This is a genomic window from Mesorhizobium sp. B1-1-1, assembly GCF_006442955.1.
Lineage (GTDB): Bacteria > Pseudomonadota > Alphaproteobacteria > Rhizobiales > Rhizobiaceae > Mesorhizobium.
Window position 1 is genome coordinate 14,070 of sequence record NZ_VFWW01000008.1, and the last position, 17,614, is coordinate 31,683.

General features: G+C 62.6%; 20 protein-coding genes. 14 read left to right on the forward strand and 6 right to left on the reverse strand.

Annotated elements, in window-relative coordinates:
- Window positions 1-23: 23 nt before the first annotated feature.
- The 9 genes from FJ986_RS17445 to FJ986_RS17490 all read left to right on the forward strand — a co-directional run bounded on the left by FJ986_RS17445 (window position 24) and on the right by FJ986_RS17490 (window position 8,691).
- Window positions 24-722, forward strand: a complete 699-nt coding sequence (locus tag FJ986_RS17445; protein ID WP_140495658.1) for a B12-binding domain-containing protein — start codon at window positions 24-26, stop codon at window positions 720-722.
- A 286-nt stretch (window positions 723-1,008) separates the two neighbouring features.
- Window positions 1,009-1,635: a DUF1638 domain-containing protein gene (locus FJ986_RS17455; protein WP_140555044.1), complete on the forward strand. Its 627-nt coding sequence runs from the start codon at window positions 1,009-1,011 to the stop codon at window positions 1,633-1,635.
- A 262-nt stretch (window positions 1,636-1,897) separates the two neighbouring features.
- Window positions 1,898-2,473: a DUF4893 domain-containing protein gene (locus tag FJ986_RS17460; RefSeq protein WP_140516333.1), complete on the forward strand. Its 576-nt coding sequence runs from the start codon at window positions 1,898-1,900 to the stop codon at window positions 2,471-2,473.
- A gap of 93 nt (window positions 2,474-2,566) precedes the next feature.
- Complete coding sequence (locus tag FJ986_RS17465) at window positions 2,567-3,349, forward strand: formyl transferase (RefSeq protein ID WP_140516335.1); 783 nt, start codon at window positions 2,567-2,569, stop codon at window positions 3,347-3,349.
- Window positions 3,350-3,551: 202 nt separating this feature from the next.
- Complete coding sequence (locus FJ986_RS17470; protein ID WP_140495651.1) at window positions 3,552-3,854, forward strand: virulence factor; 303 nt, start codon at window positions 3,552-3,554, stop codon at window positions 3,852-3,854.
- A complete protein-coding gene (locus FJ986_RS17475) occupies window positions 3,847-4,467 on the forward strand; it encodes a methylenetetrahydrofolate reductase C-terminal domain-containing protein (protein ID WP_140670275.1) in 621 nt (206 codons plus the stop codon). The genes FJ986_RS17470 and FJ986_RS17475 overlap by 8 nt, the downstream gene beginning before the upstream one ends.
- Window positions 4,464-5,555, forward strand: a complete 1,092-nt coding sequence (locus tag FJ986_RS17480) for a methylenetetrahydrofolate reductase (RefSeq protein ID WP_140675233.1) — start codon at window positions 4,464-4,466, stop codon at window positions 5,553-5,555. The genes FJ986_RS17475 and FJ986_RS17480 overlap by 4 nt, the downstream gene beginning before the upstream one ends.
- Before the next feature lie 81 nt (window positions 5,556-5,636).
- Window positions 5,637-6,611, forward strand: a complete 975-nt coding sequence (locus tag FJ986_RS17485) for a methyltetrahydrofolate cobalamin methyltransferase (protein WP_140495648.1) — start codon at window positions 5,637-5,639, stop codon at window positions 6,609-6,611.
- Window positions 6,562-8,691 carry an ASKHA domain-containing protein gene (locus tag FJ986_RS17490; protein ID WP_140495647.1) on the forward strand — a complete coding sequence of 710 codons (2,130 nt, stop codon included), beginning with the start codon at window positions 6,562-6,564 and terminating at the stop codon, window positions 8,689-8,691. The genes FJ986_RS17485 and FJ986_RS17490 overlap by 50 nt, the downstream gene beginning before the upstream one ends.
- A 41-nt stretch (window positions 8,692-8,732) precedes the next feature.
- On the opposite strand, the gene FJ986_RS17495 is transcribed toward FJ986_RS17490, so the two are convergent.
- Entirely contained in the window at window positions 8,733-9,761 is a 1,029-nt protein-coding gene (locus FJ986_RS17495; RefSeq protein ID WP_246681810.1) for an acyltransferase, read from the reverse strand.
- Between the two features lie 101 nt (window positions 9,762-9,862).
- Between FJ986_RS17495 and FJ986_RS31170 the strand changes: the two genes are divergently transcribed.
- Together FJ986_RS31170 and FJ986_RS17505 are read left to right on the forward strand one after the other, a co-directional pair.
- Entirely contained in the window at window positions 9,863-10,252 is a 390-nt protein-coding gene (locus tag FJ986_RS31170) for a hypothetical protein (protein ID WP_348640449.1), read from the forward strand.
- A 246-nt stretch (window positions 10,253-10,498) separates the two neighbouring features.
- Entirely contained in the window at window positions 10,499-11,479 is a 981-nt protein-coding gene (locus FJ986_RS17505; RefSeq protein ID WP_140559611.1) for an alpha/beta hydrolase, read from the forward strand.
- Here FJ986_RS17505 and FJ986_RS17510 read toward each other — a convergent pair whose 3' ends face one another.
- Complete coding sequence (locus FJ986_RS17510; protein ID WP_140495644.1) at window positions 11,480-12,379, reverse strand: LysR substrate-binding domain-containing protein; 900 nt, start codon at window positions 12,377-12,379, stop codon at window positions 11,480-11,482. It abuts the gene before it with no gap.
- Between the two features lie 217 nt (window positions 12,380-12,596).
- On the opposite strand from FJ986_RS17510, the gene FJ986_RS17515 reads away from it, so the two are divergent.
- From FJ986_RS17515 to FJ986_RS17525, 3 genes are all read left to right on the forward strand, one after another.
- On the forward strand, window positions 12,597-12,782 hold the full coding sequence (locus tag FJ986_RS17515) for a hypothetical protein (RefSeq protein ID WP_140495643.1): 186 nt from the start codon (window positions 12,597-12,599) through the stop codon (window positions 12,780-12,782).
- A gap of 358 nt (window positions 12,783-13,140) precedes the next feature.
- A complete protein-coding gene (locus FJ986_RS31095; RefSeq protein ID WP_127853696.1) occupies window positions 13,141-13,275 on the forward strand; it encodes a hypothetical protein in 135 nt (44 codons plus the stop codon).
- Window positions 13,276-13,547: 272 nt separating this feature from the next.
- Window positions 13,548-14,549, forward strand: a complete 1,002-nt coding sequence (locus FJ986_RS17525; protein WP_140495642.1) for a GlxA family transcriptional regulator — start codon at window positions 13,548-13,550, stop codon at window positions 14,547-14,549.
- A gap of 9 nt (window positions 14,550-14,558) precedes the next feature.
- Here FJ986_RS17525 and FJ986_RS17530 read toward each other — a convergent pair whose 3' ends face one another.
- The 4 genes from FJ986_RS17530 to FJ986_RS17545 all read right to left on the reverse strand — a co-directional run bounded on the left by FJ986_RS17530 (window position 14,559) and on the right by FJ986_RS17545 (window position 17,609).
- Window positions 14,559-15,344 (reverse strand): ABC transporter ATP-binding protein, encoded by a 786-nt coding sequence (locus FJ986_RS17530; protein ID WP_140675238.1) that lies wholly within the window; start codon window positions 15,342-15,344, stop codon window positions 14,559-14,561.
- Window positions 15,341-16,117, reverse strand: a complete 777-nt coding sequence (locus FJ986_RS17535; protein WP_140495640.1) for an ABC transporter permease — start codon at window positions 16,115-16,117, stop codon at window positions 15,341-15,343. Before FJ986_RS17535 ends, FJ986_RS17530 begins: the two co-directional genes overlap by 4 nt.
- 62 nt (window positions 16,118-16,179) lie before the next feature.
- On the reverse strand, window positions 16,180-17,124 hold the full coding sequence (locus tag FJ986_RS17540) for an ABC transporter substrate-binding protein (protein ID WP_140555034.1): 945 nt from the start codon (window positions 17,122-17,124) through the stop codon (window positions 16,180-16,182).
- Between the two features lie 140 nt (window positions 17,125-17,264).
- On the reverse strand, window positions 17,265-17,609 hold the full coding sequence (locus FJ986_RS17545; RefSeq protein ID WP_140495638.1) for a peptidase inhibitor family I36 protein: 345 nt from the start codon (window positions 17,607-17,609) through the stop codon (window positions 17,265-17,267).
- Between the last annotated feature and the right edge of the window lie 5 nt (window positions 17,610-17,614).

The window sequence follows — 17,614 nt, forward strand, 5'->3', positions numbered from 1 at the left end:
GGCAGCAAGGAGCCTGAGAAACAATGTCCGACGACGAGATTATCCTCTCCGAGCTTTCCGACGACGAGTTGGTGCAGCAGATGCACGACGATCTCTATGACGGTCTGAAGGAAGAGATCGAGGAAGGCACGCGCATCCTGCTCGAGCGCGGCTGGGCACCCTACAAGGTGCTCACGGAAGCGCTGGTCGAAGGCATGCGCATCGTCGGCGAGGATTTTCGCGACGGCATCCTGTTCGTCCCCGAAGTGTTGCTGTCGGCCAATGCGATGAAGGCCGGCATGTTCATCCTGCGCCCGCTGCTCGCCGCCACCGGCGCGCCCAAGCAGGGCAAGATGGTGATCGGCACCGTCAAGGGCGACATCCATGATATCGGCAAGAACCTCGTCGGCATGATGATGGAAGGCGCCGGCTTCGACGTCATCGACCTTGGCATCAACAATGCGGTCGAGAAATATCTCGATGCCATCGAGCAGCACCAGCCGGACATTATCGGCATGTCGGCGCTGCTGACCACGACCATGCCTTACATGAAGGTCGTCATCGACACTATGAAGGAAAAAGGCATCCGCGACGACTACGTCGTCCTGGTCGGCGGCGCGCCGCTGAACGAGGAATTCGGCAAGGCGGTCGGCGCCGACGCCTATTGCCGCGACGCCGCTGTGGCGGTCGAGACCGCCAAGGACTACATGAAGCGCAAACACAATGTGCGCGCTTCCGCCTGATACAAGGGCAAGGCGGACGCTCAACAAACGAAGCCGCGCCTTGCAGCGCGGCTTTTTTGTTCCCAGATGTTGGGAGCGGCGGTCAGGGTTTTTTGACGGTATCGTCAACGGCCTTCGCGGTAGACTTGATATCCCTGCCGACGCCGCGGACGGTGTTGGCACAGGCCGAAAGGGCCAGGGCACAAGCCAGGATTGCGATTGGCGCAATGCGTAACAGTTTCATCGACGGTTTATCCCTCTCTCGGTAGATCGCCCCACAGCAACGAAAGCCGGCTCGGCTGGTTTCATGAAGATGCCCAGACCCAAGCAGAATCAAGCGGACAAGCTGCTCATCATCGCCTGCGGGATGATTGCGCGCGAGGTGTTGGCCGTCAAGGAACAGCTCGGGCTCCATCACCTCGAATTGACATGCCTCCCGGCCGAGTTTCATTTCTATCCGGACCGCATCGCGCCGGCAATGGACAAGGCCATCGAAAAGGCCAAGGCGGAAGGCTACAGCAACATCTTCGTCGGTTACGCCGATTGCGGCACCGGCGGCCTGCTCGATCGGGTCTGCGAGAAGCATGGCGTCGAACGCATGGCCGGTCCGCATTGCTTCGCCTTCTACCAGGGCATGGATGCCTATGCGAAGGTCGCCGACGACGACATGATGTCCTTCTACATGACCGATTTCCTCTGCCGCCAGTTCGATGCCTTCTTCATGAAGCCGCTCGGCCTCGACAGGCATCCGGAGCTGATCAAGGACTATTTCGGCAATTACGAGAAGCTGATCTACCTGGCCCAGACCGACGATCCGGAGCTCGACAAGGTCGCGGAAAAGGCCGCGAAACTGCTTGGCCTCGTCTATGAGCGGCGCGCGACAGGCTATGGCGATCTGACGGCTGGGCTGGCCAAGGCCGCGGCTGACGTCTGACGTCTGACGCTGGCTGGGCTGCGGCCCTCTTGCGCGGCGATTGGCGATTATCGCCCTTTCCGAAGGCGAAGACAGGACGGATCGCCGCCTTCTACTGGAGAATGGCCTTGATCTGTTCCCAGGCCAATTGCCTTAATTTGGATCGCGGCGTGGTTTCGTTGTTAAGCACGGATGACAGCCTGCCGCGAATGGGTAAATTGCGCGCAACCCATGCAAAGGCGCCGTCCAGTGGTCGGCTGCCGGACACCGACGAGGAATGCCGATGACCCTTCGCCTGATGCTTGCCGTTGCCGGCCTTCTCTGCTGCACCTTGCCCGCGCTTGCTGACGGCGAGGTGCAGAAGCTGATCACCGCCGCCGACAAGGCGCGGCTGGACAAATATGGCGAGACGCGCAAGGCGGCTCTTGCCGAGGCGAAGGCGGGCAATCCTGGCGAGGTCAGGCAACTCGACGCCTTGCTTGCCAAGCCGCTGGTTGCCTTCTCCGACAAGGACCTCACCGGCAAGTGGCAATGCCGCACCATCAAGGTGGGCGGGCTGAGCCCGCTCGTTATCTATGGCTGGTTCAAATGCAGGGTGACCGACGACGGCTCCGGCTGGCGGCTGGAAAAGCTCACCGGCTCGCAGCGCACCAAGGGCCGCTTCTTCGACGACAGCGAAAAGCGTGCGATCTATCTCGGCTCCGGTTCCGTCAACAACGATCAGGCAAAACCCTATGGCAGCGGCCCCCGGACCGACCAGGTCGGCTACGCCTTCCGCAATAGCGCCGGGGAATGGCGCATCGAGTTCCCCGCTCCCTATTACGAATCGAAGCTCGACATCATGGAGTTCAAGCGCTGAGCGGAGCCTTCCTGACGACTCCGGCATACCAAGGATTAACCCGCCTCGTCTAAGCTCCGGCCGTGGCAGTTGGTCCCAGGGGTGGCAAGATCAATGGCAGTACCGGAAACCAATCCGAGACCGATCGTGGTTGTCACCGGAGGCGGCCAGCACGTATGGGCAATGGTCAACGCCATTGCCGATCGTGTCGGCCCAGTCATCGTGATCCTGGAAGTCCCTGAATCCAAAAAGCGATTGCTGCTTGGCCGTGCCCGTCGCCAGGGCTGGCTGCAGGCCATCGGCCAGTTCGGCACGATGGTGCTGAGCAGGCTGGGCAAGCGGCTCTACGCCAGCCATGCCGCCCGGTTGATTGCGCAGGAGAAGCTCGATACCGAGCCGCGGCCGGGCCAGGAGATCATCCATGTTGCCTCGGCCAATGGGCCGGAGTGTCTCGCGGCGATCCAGAGAATCCAGCCAGGCGTCGTCCTGCTTAACGGCTGCCGACTCCTGTCGAAGGACGTGTTGGCCAGGATGCCTTGCCCGGTGCTCAACTATCACGCAGGCATCACGCCGAAATATCGCGGCATGAACGGCGGCTACTGGGCTTTGGCATCAGGCGATTCCGCGAATTTCGGCACCACGGTGCATCTGGTCGATGCCGGCGTGGACACGGGCGGCGTGCTGAAACAGGCATACGGCCAGCCGAAACCAGGCGACACGATCTCAAGCTATGCGCTGCGCCAAACGGCGTTTTCGCGCGACATCTGCGTCGAGGCGGTCAGCGATGCTCTGGCCGGAAAACTGACGACGTTCGATCCGGGCCTGCCATCGAAGCAGTGGTACCATCCGACGATCTGGTATTATCTCTGGACAGGGTTCAGAACCGGCATCTGGTAGCGCATTCCGCGTCCGGCGCCGCGTGCCGAAGGCAGGGCTATCCCAGCGTCTCGAGCCTGCCGACGCGCAAGCCGGAACGAATAAACGCGCCTTTCATTTTACGACATCCAAATGCGTCGCTTTTGAATGCGCGCGCGTCGTCCCATAACAAGCGACCCAATTGCGCATGCGGCAATGCTCGCAGATCGAGGAGTGAGAATTCATGGCCGATCTGATCGTCGTCTACTGGCGCGACATCCCTGCCCAGGTCATCGTCAGGAAAGGCCGCCAGAACGCCAAGCGCGAACTGCCGTTGCGCTTCACCGAGGCGATCGACATGTGCGCCATGCGCACCGGCGCCGGCGGCACCGACGACTATCTGGCCGAATGGCGCAAGGCCGATCCGGTTCCGGTCGGCGACGACCTCGAAGCCGAGGTCGAGAAGGCATTCCAGGACATCGACGCGAAATATGACCGCGAGCGGCTGATCGCTCTGGTGAAGGCGGGCGGCAAAGAAAATGTCTGAAACCATTCCCGCCAAGGAGAGCCCGGCTCTCCAGCCGATCACCCAGGCGACCCTGGTCAAGAAGGCAGCACCGAAATCCGACTACAAGCCGGCCGACGTGTCGCCACAGCGCCGCGTGCAGCGCTCCTTCGCGGTGAGATTGTGGTCGGTCCGGCACTCGCGCCTGCTCGAATGGTTCTATGCCCGCTTCGCCGACATGTTCCTTCTGCTGCATCCCTTGTGGAAAGGTATCGGTTACAGCCGTGTCGAGGCCCCGGTGAAGTTTGTCGAAAAGCGCGTCAAGGGCTTCATGTTCGACTGCCGCATGTGCGGCCAGTGCATCCTGTCCTCGACCGGCATGTCGTGCCCGATGAACTGCCCAAAACAGCTGCGCAACGGCCCCTGTGGCGGCGTGCGCGCCAACGGCAATTGCGAGGTGGAGCCCGACATGCCTTGCGTCTGGGTCAAGGCCTGGGAGGGGGCGCGCAACATGGAGCACGGCGACAGGATTCTCGCCGTGCAGAAGCCGGTCGACCAGTCGCTGCGCGAAACGTCCGCCTGGCTGCGCGTCACCGCGCAGGCGGCAGCGGCCCGTGAAGCCGCGGCCGATGGGACGACCGGAGCGGCCGCATGATCGCCCGCCAGCGTGACGAGAACCCGGCCGGCATCCATCTGCCGCTCGACCCCTTGCCCGGCCATACCTCGCGCGGCCGGCTCGAACGCGTCCTGCGACGCGGTGAATTCGCGGTCACCACAGAGCTCAACCCGCCCGACAGCGCCGATCCCGAAGACGTCTACAACAGGGCGAAGATCTTCGACGGCTGGGTCGATGCCATCAACGCCGTCGATGCGTCGGGCGCCAATTGCCACATGTCGTCGGTCGGCATCTGCGCGCTCCTGACCCGCATGGGCTATGCCCCGATCATGCAGATCGCCTGTCGGGACAAGAACCGCATCGCCATCCAGGGCGACGTGCTGGGCGGGGCTGCCATGGGCGTCGCCAACATGCTGTGCCTGACAGGCGACGGCGTGCAGGCCGGCGACCAGCCCGGCGCCAAGCCGGTGTTCGACCTCGATTCCATGTCGCTGCTCGAAACCATCCGCATAATGCGCGACAACGGCAAGTTCCTGTCCGGCCGCAAGCTCACCACGCCGCCGCAGCTGTTCCTCGGCGCGGCCGTCAATCCATTCGCGCCGCCCTTCGATTTCCGCCCGATCCATCTCGGCAAGAAGATCGCCGCCGGCGCGCAGTTCATTCAAACGCAGTATTGTTTCGACGTGCCGATGTTCAAGGCCTTCATGCAAAAGGCACGCGATCTGGGCCACACGGAGAAGGTGTTCGTCCTGTGCGGTGTCGGACCGCTCGCCTCGGCCAAGACCGCCAAATGGATCCGCTCCAACGTGCCGGGAATCCATATTCCCGATACCGTCATCAAGCGGCTGGAAGGCGCCCAGGACCAGAAGAAGGAAGGCAAGCAGCTCTGCATCGACATCATCAACGAGGTGAAGGAAATCCCAGGCGTTTCAGGCGTCCATGTGATGGCCTACCGCCAGGAGGAGTATGTCGCCGAGATCGTCGATGAATCGGGCGTGCTGAAGGGCCGCCAGCCGTGGAAGCGCGAAATCCGCCGCGACGACCAGATGGTCGCCGACCGGCTCGACCATATCCTGCACGACGATGTTACCGAAACCCAGGTGGACATGGTGAAGACCGCGCATTGACTTGCGCGGAGAACCACCATTCGCTTGATCGACAAGAGATAACGATATAAAGAACTCTTTATATCACGACGGAGAGATTTCATGACCCGGACCATCGTTGCCTCGGCGACACGAGAAATCATCATCGGCTTCGACCAGCCCTTCTGCGTGATTGGCGAGCGCATCAACCCGACCGGCCGCAAGAAGCTCGCCGCCGAGATGATCGCCGGCAATTTCGAAACCGTCATCAAGGACGCGCTGGAACAGGCCGCTTGCGGCGCCACCATGCTCGACGTCAATGCCGGCGTCACCGCCGTCGACCCCAACGCGACCGAGCCGGCATTGCTGGTACAGACGCTGGAGATCGTCCAGGGTCTGGTCGACCTGCCGCTGTCGATCGACTCCTCGGTCACCGCTGCGATCGAGGCGGCGCTCAAGGTCGCCAAGGGCCGTCCGCTGGTCAACTCCGTCACCGGCGAGGAGGAAAAACTCGAAGCCATCCTGCCGCTGATCAAGAAATACAACGTGCCGGTCGTCGCCATCTCCAATGACGAGACCGGCATTTCGATGGATCCGGATGTGCGCTTCGCCGTCGCCAAGAAGATCGTGCAGCGCTGCGCCGATTTCGGCATTCCGGCGCATGACGTCGTCGTCGACCCGCTGGTCATGCCGATCGGCGCGCTCGGCGATGCCGGCCGCCAGGTGTTCGCCCTGCTGCGGCGCCTGCGCGAGGAACTGAAGGTCAACACCACCTGCGGCCTGTCCAACATCTCCTTCGGCCTGCCGCACCGCCACGGCATCAACGCCGCCTTCATCCCGATGGTGATCGGCGCCGGCATGACATCGGCCATCATGAACCCGGTGCGTCCGCAGGAAATGGAAGCCGTGCGCGGCGCCAACGTTCTGAACGGCACCGACGAGAATTGCACCAACTGGATTCGCACCTATAAGGATTACAAGCCGGCCGAAGGCGGCCAAGCGGTCGCCGCTCCGACGGCGGTCAATGCACCAGGCGAAGGCGGCGGCAATGGCGGTCGCCGTCGTGGCGGTCGTGAAGCCCGCATGGCAAGGGGATAAGCGCGCAATCGTGAATTCGCATACCAACATCACCGATCCGCTCGTGCTGTTCATGCCGTCGGGCAAACGCGGGCGGTTTCCGGTCGGCACGCCGGTGCTCGATGCCGCACGCCAGCTCGGCGTCTATGTCGAGAGCGTGTGCGGCGGGCGCGCCACTTGCGGGCGCTGCCAGATCGAGGTGCAGGAAGGCAATTTCGCCAAGCACAAGATCGTCTCCTCCAACGACCACATCTCGCCCAAGGGGCCCAAGGAAGAGCGCTATGAGCGCGTGCGCGGCCTGCCGGAACGGCGCCGCCTCTCCTGCTCGGCGCAGATCCTCGGCGACCTTGTCATCGACGTGCCGCAGGACACGGTCATCAACGCACAGACCATCCGCAAGGATGCCGACACCAGGGTGATCGCGCGCGATACGGCGATCCGCATGTGCTATGTCGAAATCGAAGAACCCGACATGCACAATCCTTCAGGCGATCTCGACCGGCTCAAGATCGCGCTGATGAAGGACTGGAACTTCAAGAACCTCGAATTCGATTTCTATTTGCTGCCGCAGGTGCAGGGCATCTTGCGCAAGGGCAACTGGACCGCGACCGCCGCCATCCACAAGGATGCCGACAGCGATATCGCGCGCGTCATCGCTTTGTGGCCCGGCCTCAAGAACGAGGCCTATGGGCTGGCCTGCGATATCGGCTCGACCACCATCGCCATGCATCTGGTGTCGCTGCTGTCGGGCCGCGTCGCCGCTTCGTCAGGCACGTCGAACCCGCAGATCCGCTTCGGCGAGGATCTGATGAGCCGCGTCTCCTATGTGATGATGAACCCGGATGGCCGCGAAGGCATGACGGTCGCGGTGCGCGAGGCGATCTCGGGCCTCGTCGACAAGGTCTGCGCGGAAGGCAGTGTCCAGCGCAACGACATCCTGGATTCCGTCTTCGTCGGCAATCCGATCATGCACCATCTGTTCCTCGGCATCGATCCGACCGAACTCGGCGGCGCCCCCTTCGCGCTCGCCGTCTCGGGCGCGGTGCGCATCAAGGCCTCGGATATCGGCCTCAAGCTCAACCCGGGCGCACGCCTCTACATGCTGCCCTGCATCGCCGGCCATGTCGGCGCCGACGCGGCGGCGGTGACGCTGTCGGAGGGCCCGCATCGCCAGGACGAGATGATGCTGATCGTCGACGTCGGCACCAACGCCGAGATCGTGCTCGGCAATCGTGCCCGGGTCGTGGCTGCTTCCTCGCCCACCGGTCCGGCCTTCGAAGGCGCCGAAATCTCCGGCGGCCAGCGCGCCGCGCCCGGCGCCATCGAGCGCGTGCGCATCGATCCCGACACGCTCGAGCCGAAATACCGCGTCATCGGCTCTGAACTGTGGTCCGACGAGCCGGGTTTCCTCGACAGCGTGCAGGCGACCGGCGTCACCGGCATTTGCGGCTCCGGCATCATCGAGATCGTTGCGGAGATGTATCTGGCCGGCATCATTTCGGAAGACGGCGTCGTCGACGGATCGCTCAGCATGCGCTCGCCGCGTATCGTCGCCAACGGCCGCACCTTCTCCTACGTGCTGAAGGAAGGCGAGCCGAAGATCACCATCACCCAGACCGATGTGCGCGCCATCCAGCTCGCCAAGGCGGCGCTCTATGCCGGCACCAAGCTGTTGATGGAAAAGCAGAACACCGAGCATGTCGACCGCATCCACTTCGCCGGCGCCTTCGGCTCCTTCATCGATCCGAAATACGCCATGGTGCTGGGCCTGATCCCCGATTGCGACCTCGACAAGGTCTCGGCCGTCGGCAACGCCGCCGGCGCGGGCGCGCGCATGGCGCTGCTCAATCGCGGCTATCGTCGCGAGATCGAGGAGACGGTGAGCCAGATCGAGAAGATCGAGACCGCACTGGAGCCCAAATTCCAGGAGCACTTCGTCTATGCGATGGCGTTGCCGAACAAGGTCGATCCGTTCCCGAAACTGTCGGCGGCGGTGAAGCTGCCGCCGCGCAAGACGGTGAGCGAAGACGGCATCGCCGGCGACGCCACCCCGCGCCGGCGCTCGCGCGAAGGCCACGCCGCGCGACGTGGCCGGGAATAAAATTAGGGCACAATGCAACGCCGAGGCGCCTTGGCCGCTTGTCAGTCGTTTGCCTCATTCGATGGCAAGCGCAAGCTGGGCCGCTGAGCCAGCAACGGCATGCTTTTGACGCGCGACCGGTTGAGAAAGCCCGTCAGCGGCTTTTCAATCGACAGGTAAAGCATCGCGGAAAGCGCGATGCTGATCAAGGCAATCGGCGCCGGCTGCCAATTTGGCGGAACCCCAAGCCGCAGCATGAGGCCAGTTACCACGACAACCACCAGCACATGCCACAAGTAGATCGAATACGAGGCACTACCAAAAAATGTAAGCAAGGCCACGGGGTTGAACGGTCTGGCACGCTCGGCAAAAACCGCTCCGGCAACGATCAGGGTCGCCGGAATACCCCAACGCAGAACACGAGGCAGCTCGGGGTCAAGCATCTGGATCGTCATCAACAGGAGAAATCCGCCAACAACCAGCGCCAGCGCCGGCACAAGCCGGAGCCGAATATCCTCCATCCACAGCCGCCCGATAACAATGCCGGCCGCGAACTCGAGCATGAGGGGAGAGGTAAAGCGGTAGCCTTTGAGCAGCAAGTTCGATGCGACCATCACCGTCAGCACGCCGATCAGCGCGGCAAAACGCTGCTTCTCGCCTAAAAAGAGCGCCAAGGCGAAAATGACGTAAAACATCATTTCATAGCACAGCGTCCAGCCCTGGATCACCACGGGATGAAGTACCCCATCCTGCACGATCGGAAGAAACACCAGCGAGCCGAAAAAATTTTCCGGGCTCAGCACATGTCCGTAGAGAAATTGCGGCTTGAGGAAAATTGCCAGCGCGGTCAGCACCGTGACGATCCAATAGAGCGGCACGATGCGAACAATCCGACGCCATATGAAACGCCGTGGATTGGCAGGGCGATCGGCCGTGGTCACCCACATGATGAAACCGCTGATGACAAAAAACAGGTCGACGCCAGCAGCACCGACCGCGAACGGACCGCCGAACTGCTCGTTGATGTGAAAGCAAACTACCGCGGAAGCGGCGAGTCCTCGAAGGTATTGGATACTGTGAATGTCATTCACGCCATACTCCTTACCCGCACCCCCGATGCTGCAGTGCACAATAGCAGACATCCGCCATCTGCTGTCAACGGGCAAGCTAGGTAGGATCGCGGCACGCCCTCTTGGACGCGGCCGAGAAGCGATCGCTCGGGGGTGTCAATCACCTGCAATTTCATTTGTATGCAAATGTTTCCGGATTGACTGATCCGGAAACCAAATCACCGTTTTCGCGAAATCCGACCGATACATGGCAGGCGCATTTACCCGGCATCGAACGGCGGTCGAAGATAATCCTCGGCCGCCGCCGTTCTTCAAGGGAGATGAAAATGTCGATGTTCGAAAATCTCGGCCGCTACGGTGCGACCATCAGGCAGGCCCGTGCCAGGAACAAGGCCGTCCGCGCCCTGAACAGCCTGCCGGCGCATGTCCAGAAAGACATCGGCTGGCCGGCCTCGCCGCCCAGCGACCCGCAGGCGGCGCTTTCCGCCCTGCTTTTGGGCTTTACGCGCTGATGACCTTCGCCGAAAAGTGCAAACTGCTCGGCACGCGCCGGAGCCCGCGCGGGGCTCCGGCCGTCACCAGCAACCGCCTGCGCGCAGCCCTTCTGCCGCAGCGCTGATCCCTCCCGCGAGAAATGCGGGGCCCATCACAGCGACGTGTGCACACAGCGTAAATCTTGACATCTTCGACCAGGGCACGATCTTCAAATATGAAGGGGACTTCTCTTAGTCGGCAGCCGCCGAAGTTCGTGTATCCGCATGCCAAGTTTGAAAAGCCACGTCGTATCCTTCGTGCTCAGGCACAGTCGCAAGAAGGCGTTTTCCAGCCCGGAAAACCTGCAGCGCTGGATCGCTGCGGCGCGCCGGACAGAGGACCATCACCCTCCGGTGTCAGTGCAGCAGCGCTTCAACATCGAGACGCGCACCGTCGACGGCTTTCCCGTCTACGAGATCGCCCCCAGGGCCGGCGAGCGCAAGCGGGTTCTCTATCTGCACGGCGGCGCCTATGTCTTTGAAATCACGCCCTATCATTGGCACCTGATCGCCGACATGGCCGACCGGCTGGGCTATGCCTTTACGGTGCCCATCTATCCCATCGCGCCCGAGCATGACTTCCACGCCATGTTCGGCATGGTCGGCGACGTCTATCGCCGGATGCTCGGCGAGACGGAGGCGGAAGACATCATCTTCATGGGCGATTCCGCCGGCGGCAACATGGCCGTGGTGCTCACCATGATGGCTGCCGAAGAAGGCCTGCCCTTGCCGTCGCGCCATGTGCTGATCTCACCCGGGCTCGACGTCTCGCTTGCAAACCCCGAGGTGTTCGAGGCGGAGCGGAACGATCCCTGGCTGGGAATCGCGGGCGGACGGGAGGCCATCCGGCTCTACAGTGCCGGAATAGACCCGACGGACTGGCATATCAGCCCCGTCTATGGCGACCTCTCGGTGCTGCCCAGGACATTGCTCCTGGCGGGCTCTCGCGATCTTCTCACGCCCGACAATCTGATCTTCGCACAAAAAGCACGGGCCGCTGGCGTCGAGGTAGAGCTCGTGCACGAGGAAGGCATGTTCCACGTCTGGCCGCTGATCGACATGCCGGAATCGCGCCGCGCGCGCGAACGGATCGTGGCGTTTCTGACCGAGAACCCCTCGCCCCCTGTTGAAGGCGCCGGAGCAGGCTTCGAAGCGCCGTCCACCGAGGCTTCGGGGCAGGGCCTCCAGTCAGAGTACCCCGGTTGATCAGAACTTGCCGGTTTCCCGGAAGACTTCGAACGTCGCCCGGATGTGGTCGGCCACCGCCTTGACCGGCGCGCTGGCGTCCGGCGCTACCACCATGGCGAGGTTGTAGGTGCCGATATCGGGCATGCCGTCCTTGGGACAGAGCTCGACCATGTCGTTGCCGAGGAAAGACTTCGGCAACGGCGCCACGGCGAGATCGGACATGATGGCGGCGCGCTGGCCGGCCGTGTGCGCGCTCATATAGGCGATGCGGTAGTTGCGGCCCTCGCGGCTCAGCGCTTCGAGCGCCCCTGCCCGCCAGGCGCAGCCCTCTTCCCACAGCGACACCGGCAAGGGTTCGCGCAGATGCGCGCAGCCGCCCTTGGCGCCGGCCCAGACGATCGGCTCCGTCAACAGCACCTCGGCGCCGAGCGCGCTGGTCTTGTAGGAATTGGTGAGCAGCGTGATGTCGAGCGCCCGGTCATCCATGCGCCGGCGCAGATTGCTGCTCTGGTCGATGGTGACGTCGACGGCGATCGATGGATGCGACTGCGCAAAACGCTTCAGCACATGCGGCAGCACGCGCTCGCCATAATCGTCCGGCGAACCCAGCCGCACCACGCCGACAATGTCGGGAATGATGAACTTGGACACCGCCTCGCGATTGATCGACAGCAGACGACGGGCATAGCCCAGCAGCATTTCCCCGTCGGTGGTCAGCGTCACCGAGCGCGCATCGCGCGCGAACACCGAGCGGCCCAGAATATCTTCCAGCTTCTTGATCTGCATGGAGACCGCCGAGGGCGTACGGAAGACCGCATTGGCCGCGGTGGTGAAGCTGCCGGTTTCGGCGATCGCCACGAAAGTGCGCAGCACGTCGAGGTCCAGCAGCGGCAGCGGATGATTGAGTGGGGCGTTCATGACGATCGACCTTCAATTTTTCTGATGCAAACTATCATTCCATTTCGTTTGATTGAACATCAGTTCGAGCGCATAGTCAACTCCATCGAAGCAGGATGCTGCCAAGGCAGCCACGAAACGATCACGACACAGACCTGCCTTCGACATGCAATGAAGCTGATACAGACCTGACGTAAGGCATTGCCGGGCACTTCCGCCCCGACATGAGGAGATCGAAATGTCTATCCTGTCATCCATCGGTCGGCTTGCGACCGAATTCAGCGCGGCCCGCGCCCGCTACCAGACCGAACGCGCCATCCGCTCCCTGCCGATCGAGCTGCAGAAGGATATTGGCTGGCCTGAAGCGGCCGACACGAAGGCCGGCATACGCGCCGGCGTCGGATCCTGGGCTGGAGCAAAGTAAACCGTGTGTACCATGCATTGAAGGCCTGCCGCGCAAACCGCCGGGCAGGTCTTCTTGTTTTACCGACCTGTTTTGCCGTTTTATTTGCGTTCACATGAATTTCGGAGCCATGCTGCCGCTGCATGGCGCATATGAACAAGCCGCATAGCGGCTGCGTTTTGAGCTAACGCTTTGTAAGCTAACGAAAAATCCGGGAGTGCCTACAAAGGCTCCCGCCTTGCGTGTCGCTTTTCATATCAAGTGCTTCGCTTTTGCGATTTAGTTTTTACTTACACAAGCCTATATCCACGCCAGCAAACGAGCTGCCCCACTCCATCAAGCGAAGGCGACCCGTCTGAGCAACCGATTGGAGATGAACATGAAGCTTTTTGCCCGCCTTTTCCCTCGCCGCGAAATGAACCTGACCACGGCCCTCGAGCGCCAGCGCCTTGCCAACACCATGCCCGGCCAGACCGGCGCCATGGCTGCCGCACGCCTCGGTTTTGTCGCCTGAACCGATCCCGCAGGCAGCGCTCCCTCGCGCTGCCTGAATAGATGACGCCGCCCGGTTCCGCCGAGGCGGCGTTTGTTTGCACACCCCTGACGGCGCTTCCATCATGGACGGCGCCGCGGCTGCGCGGCATCGCAACACGATTGCTCATTTGCGACCCATGTCGCAAATTAAATCTTGCTAAAGCTCCTTAGCCGATTGACAAGGATGGTTTTTCCTGTTGTCGCTATGCTATTCGCGACATTCTGTTCGCGCCATGGCTGCGTGAGGTTCCCGTGAACGCCGTTAAGCATCCGATCAAGCGATCGTTTGTATTTTTTCTCATTCCCGACTTCACCATGATCGCCTTTGCGACGGCGCTCGACCCGCTGCGCTCGGCCAATCGCATGCTCGGCTACGAGGCCTATCGATGGCGCCTCGCCAGCATCGACGGCAAGCCGGTGCGCGCTTCGAACGGTGTCGAATGCGCGGTCAACACCTCGCTGGAGGAGGAGCGCAGGAAGATGGGAGGGCCGGATCGCCCCAACATGGCCATCGTCTGTAGCGGCACCAATGTCGAGCGCTATCAGAACAAGTCCGCCTTTGCCTGGCTGCGCGAGGAATACAATCGCGGCGTCTCCGTCGGCGGCCTGTGCACCGGAGCGCATGTTCTGGCCGCTGCCGGCCTGTTGTCCAACAAGCGCTGCGCCATCCATTGGGAGAACCTGCCCGGCTTCTCCGAGGCATTCCCGAAGGCCAATGTCTTTGCCGACCTGTTCGAGATCGACCAGAACATCTACACCTGCGCCGGCGGCACCGCCGCGCTCGACATGATGCTGAAGCTGATCGGCGACGATTTCGACGAGAATCTCGTCAACCGCGTCTGCGAACAGGTGCTGACCGACCGTGTGCGCAGCCCCACCGACCGCCAGCGCCTGCCGCTGCGCGCCCGGCTCGGCGTACAGAACTCGAAAGTGCTGACCATCATCGAACTGATGGAAGGCAATCTGTCGGAGCCGCTGTCGCTGATCGAGATCGCCGACCATGTCGACCTGTCGCGTCGCCAGATCGAGCGGCTGTTCCGCACCGAGATGGGACGCTCGCCGGCCCGTTACTACCTCGAAATCCGCCTCGACCGTGCAAGGCATCTCTTGATCCAGTCCTCGATGCCGGTGGTCGAGGTGGCGGTCGCCTGCGGCTTCGTCTCGGCCTCGCATTTCTCGAAATGCTACCGCGAGCTCTACGCCCGCTCGCCGCAGCAGGAGCGCGTCGACCGCAAGCAGCTGCTGGCGGCATAGAGGCGCGCCTCAGAGCACCTCTGTCGACCGCATCGCCTCGACGCGGATGTCCTCGGTCAGCCGCGCCTTCAACACGGAGAATTCCGGACTGGTCTTCAGCGTGTAGTGGCGCGGGTGCGGCAGGTCGATGGCGACGTCCGACTTGATCCGGCCGGGCCTGGCCGTCATCACCACCACGCGCGATGCCATGAAGATCGCCTCCTCGATGTCGTGGGTGACGAACAGAACCGTCTTCTTGCGCCGTTCCCAGATGCCGAGCAGCAACTCCTGCATGAGCCCGCGCGTCTGGTTGTCGAGCGCGCCGAACGGCTCGTCCAGCAAAAGGATCGCGGGGTCATTGGCCAGCGCCCTGGCGATCGCCGTGCGCTGCTGCATGCCGCCGGAAAGTTGCTTCGGCCAGTGGTTCTCGAAGCCCTTCAGCCCGACGAGGTCGATATAGGAGGCGACGATTTCGCCCCTCTCCCGCTCGGCCATGCCGCGTTCGCGCAGGCCGAAGGCGATGTTTTCGGCGACCGTCAGCCAAGGGAACAGCGTATAGGACTGGAAGACCATGCCGCGATCCGGCCCCGGCCGGATCACCGCTTTGCCGTCGAGCAGCACGCGCCCTTCGCTCGGCGCCTCCAGCCCGGCGACGATGCGCAAGAGCGTCGACTTCCCGCATCCCGAAGGTCCCAGGATGGTGATGAAATCATTGGCCGCGACCGCCAGGTCGACAGGCATCAGCGCCTGGACCGGTGAGCCGCCGCGCACGCCGGCGAACGTGCGCGAGACGCCCTCGATGAGAAGCTTGCTCATGCCAGGCTCCATGGGAAGAGCCAGCGATTAAGCGCCTTGAAGGCAAGATCGGACAACAGCCCGATCAGCCCGATGACGATGATGCCGAAGATGATCTGGCCGGTTGCCAGTCGCGACTGGCTGTTGATGATCATGTAGCCGATGCCCGACGACGAGCCGATCAGTTCAGCGACGATGACATAGGTCCAAGCCCAGCCGAGCACCAGCCGCAGCGTCTCGGCGATCTCGGGCGCATTGGCGGGCATGATTACACGCTTGACGATGCCGTTGTCCGTGGAGCCGAGCGTGTAGGCCGCCTCGACGAGATCGCGGCGCGTTGAGCCGACCTTTACCGCGATGATCAGGATGATCTGGAACACGGAGCCGACGAAGATGACCAGCAGCTTCTCCAGTTCGCCTATGCCGGCCCAAAGGATGAGCAGCGGAATGAAGGCCGAGGCCGGCAGGTAGCGGGCGAAGGAGACGAACGGCTCCAGGAACGCCTCGACAGGTTTCCACGCGCCCATCGCTATGCCCAGCGGCACGGCGACGGCCGATGCCAGCACAAAGCCGCCGAAGACGCGCCAGATGGTGATCAGTATGTCGAGCCAGAACCGGTCCTCGACCAGCAGCCGCCAGCCATCCCGCAGCATCGACAGCGGATCGGCGAGAAAGATGCGGTTGACGTGGCCGCCAAGCGTGATCCACGCCCAGAAAACGACGAACAGCACGAAGAAGGAAATGCCGAGCACGGTTCGCGTGCCCGGCGAGATCGGATGCAGGGGGCGCGGCATTTACAACGGTCCTTGTGGAAGCGAAACGGCGGCGCGGGGCGCCGCCGCAAGACAGCGGCCGCTCAGTTCGCCACGGCGCTGGTATCGGCCAGCGTGGAGACGTCAGGCGCTTCCTTGATCAGCCCCATCTGCAGCAGAAGCTCGCCGGCGGTCTTGGAGAAATCCTGGAACTCCTTGGTGAAGAACTGCTTGTTCTCCGCCCGGTCGGCCCATTTCAGGTACTTCGCCGAATCCTCGAACTCCTTGGCCGACTGTTTCACGTCCGCGCCCATGATGCCGTAGGATTTCTGCGGGTCCTTCTTGATCAGGTCGAGCGCGTCGAAATAGCTGTCGGCAAGCGCCTTGGCGGCGTCCGGATTGGCTTTGAGGAATTCGGGCGTGCAGCCGACCGTGTCGAGCACCATCGGGTAATCGAGCGTGGTCGCCAATATGTGGCCCTGGTCGGCCTTGTCGCGCACCGCCGAGATGAACGGCTCATAGGTGACGGCCGCGTCGTTCTGGCCGGCAAGGAAGGCCTGCGCCGCCGCGTCCGGCTCGAGATTGACGACCGTGACATCCTTTGTCGACATGCCGTTCTTGTTCAGCACCCAGGCCAGCAGGAAATAGGGCGAGGTGCCCGGCGCCGAGGACGCGACAGTCTTGCCCTTGAGGTCGGCGACGGTCTTGATGTCGTTGCGCACCACGATGCCGTCGGCGCCGTAGGATTTGTCGAGCTGGAAGATCTGCTTGGTGGTCACGCCGCTGGCGTTCCACACCTGCCACGTCTCGACCGTGGTGGCGGCGCATTGCAGGTCGCCGCTGGCGATGGCGAGCGGGCGGCTGGCCTGCGGCACTTTCTTCAAGGTCACGTCGAGGCCGTGCTTCTCGAAGAGTCCCGCCTGTTTGGCGAGCGTTAGCGGCGCGAAGCCGGTCCAGCCGCTGATCCCGATAGTGACCGATGTGGCGGCCGTCGCCGGCGCGGACAAGCCGGCGGCAAGCGCCAGCGTAAGGATAATGGTCCTGTTCATGTCAGTTCCCCTTTGTTTTCTCTGGGGGAATGTTCACGGACGCCGCCCGGCTGTCAATGAACAGGGCCGTGTTTGCCCACATCGTCGGCGACGAAGGTTCGCCTTGCCGCCACAAAACGGCAAGGCCGAGGACCTTGTCGTCAATACTGGTCGCAGTAGCACTCCGCGGACGAGATTCGGTCGTTCCAGTCGCTACCGCCGAAATCGCGGACCCTGCGCCTGATCTCGATCGATCGGCCTCCCCTGCGCGAATCCTCATAGGCAACGAGAGTGCAGCCTCGGCGAACGATCACCGACGACACGCGGTCGTTCCAGAACTCGCGGCCGCGAAAATTGACCGAATCGTCGGCCCCGAGCGCGATCGACCGTCCGCGAAAATTGCCATTTTCGAACATGATGCAGGCGGCCTGATCGTCGTATTGGGCGCTGGCGCCGTCGGCGTAAAGCATGGACGCGACCGCAGTCAGGATAGCTAGACGTCTCATCTGGT

Coding starts and splice junctions, on each gene's coding strand:
- FJ986_RS17530 (WP_140675238.1), bottom strand. CDS start 15,344: ATGAGCAAGCTTCTCATCGAGGGCGTCTCGCGCACGTTCGCCGGCGTG.
- FJ986_RS17455 (WP_140555044.1), top strand. CDS start 1,009: ATGAAGATGCCCAGACCCAAGCAGAATCAAGCGGACAAGCTGCTCATC.
- FJ986_RS17545 (WP_140495638.1), bottom strand. CDS start 17,609: ATGAGACGTCTAGCTATCCTGACTGCGGTCGCGTCCATGCTTTACGCC.
- FJ986_RS17505 (WP_140559611.1), top strand. CDS start 10,499: ATGCCAAGTTTGAAAAGCCACGTCGTATCCTTCGTGCTCAGGCACAGT.
- FJ986_RS17475 (WP_140670275.1), top strand. CDS start 3,847: ATGTCTGAAACCATTCCCGCCAAGGAGAGCCCGGCTCTCCAGCCGATC.
- FJ986_RS17470 (WP_140495651.1), top strand. CDS start 3,552: ATGGCCGATCTGATCGTCGTCTACTGGCGCGACATCCCTGCCCAGGTC.
- FJ986_RS17485 (WP_140495648.1), top strand. CDS start 5,637: ATGACCCGGACCATCGTTGCCTCGGCGACACGAGAAATCATCATCGGC.
- FJ986_RS17445 (WP_140495658.1), top strand. CDS start 24: ATGTCCGACGACGAGATTATCCTCTCCGAGCTTTCCGACGACGAGTTG.
- FJ986_RS17480 (WP_140675233.1), top strand. CDS start 4,464: ATGATCGCCCGCCAGCGTGACGAGAACCCGGCCGGCATCCATCTGCCG.
- FJ986_RS17465 (WP_140516335.1), top strand. CDS start 2,567: ATGGCAGTACCGGAAACCAATCCGAGACCGATCGTGGTTGTCACCGGA.
- FJ986_RS17515 (WP_140495643.1), top strand. CDS start 12,597: ATGTCTATCCTGTCATCCATCGGTCGGCTTGCGACCGAATTCAGCGCG.
- FJ986_RS17510 (WP_140495644.1), bottom strand. CDS start 12,379: ATGAACGCCCCACTCAATCATCCGCTGCCGCTGCTGGACCTCGACGTG.
- FJ986_RS17535 (WP_140495640.1), bottom strand. CDS start 16,117: ATGCCGCGCCCCCTGCATCCGATCTCGCCGGGCACGCGAACCGTGCTC.
- FJ986_RS31095 (WP_127853696.1), top strand. CDS start 13,141: ATGAAGCTTTTTGCCCGCCTTTTCCCTCGCCGCGAAATGAACCTGACC.
- FJ986_RS17540 (WP_140555034.1), bottom strand. CDS start 17,124: ATGAACAGGACCATTATCCTTACGCTGGCGCTTGCCGCCGGCTTGTCC.
- FJ986_RS17490 (WP_140495647.1), top strand. CDS start 6,562: ATGGCGGTCGCCGTCGTGGCGGTCGTGAAGCCCGCATGGCAAGGGGAT.
- FJ986_RS17460 (WP_140516333.1), top strand. CDS start 1,898: ATGACCCTTCGCCTGATGCTTGCCGTTGCCGGCCTTCTCTGCTGCACC.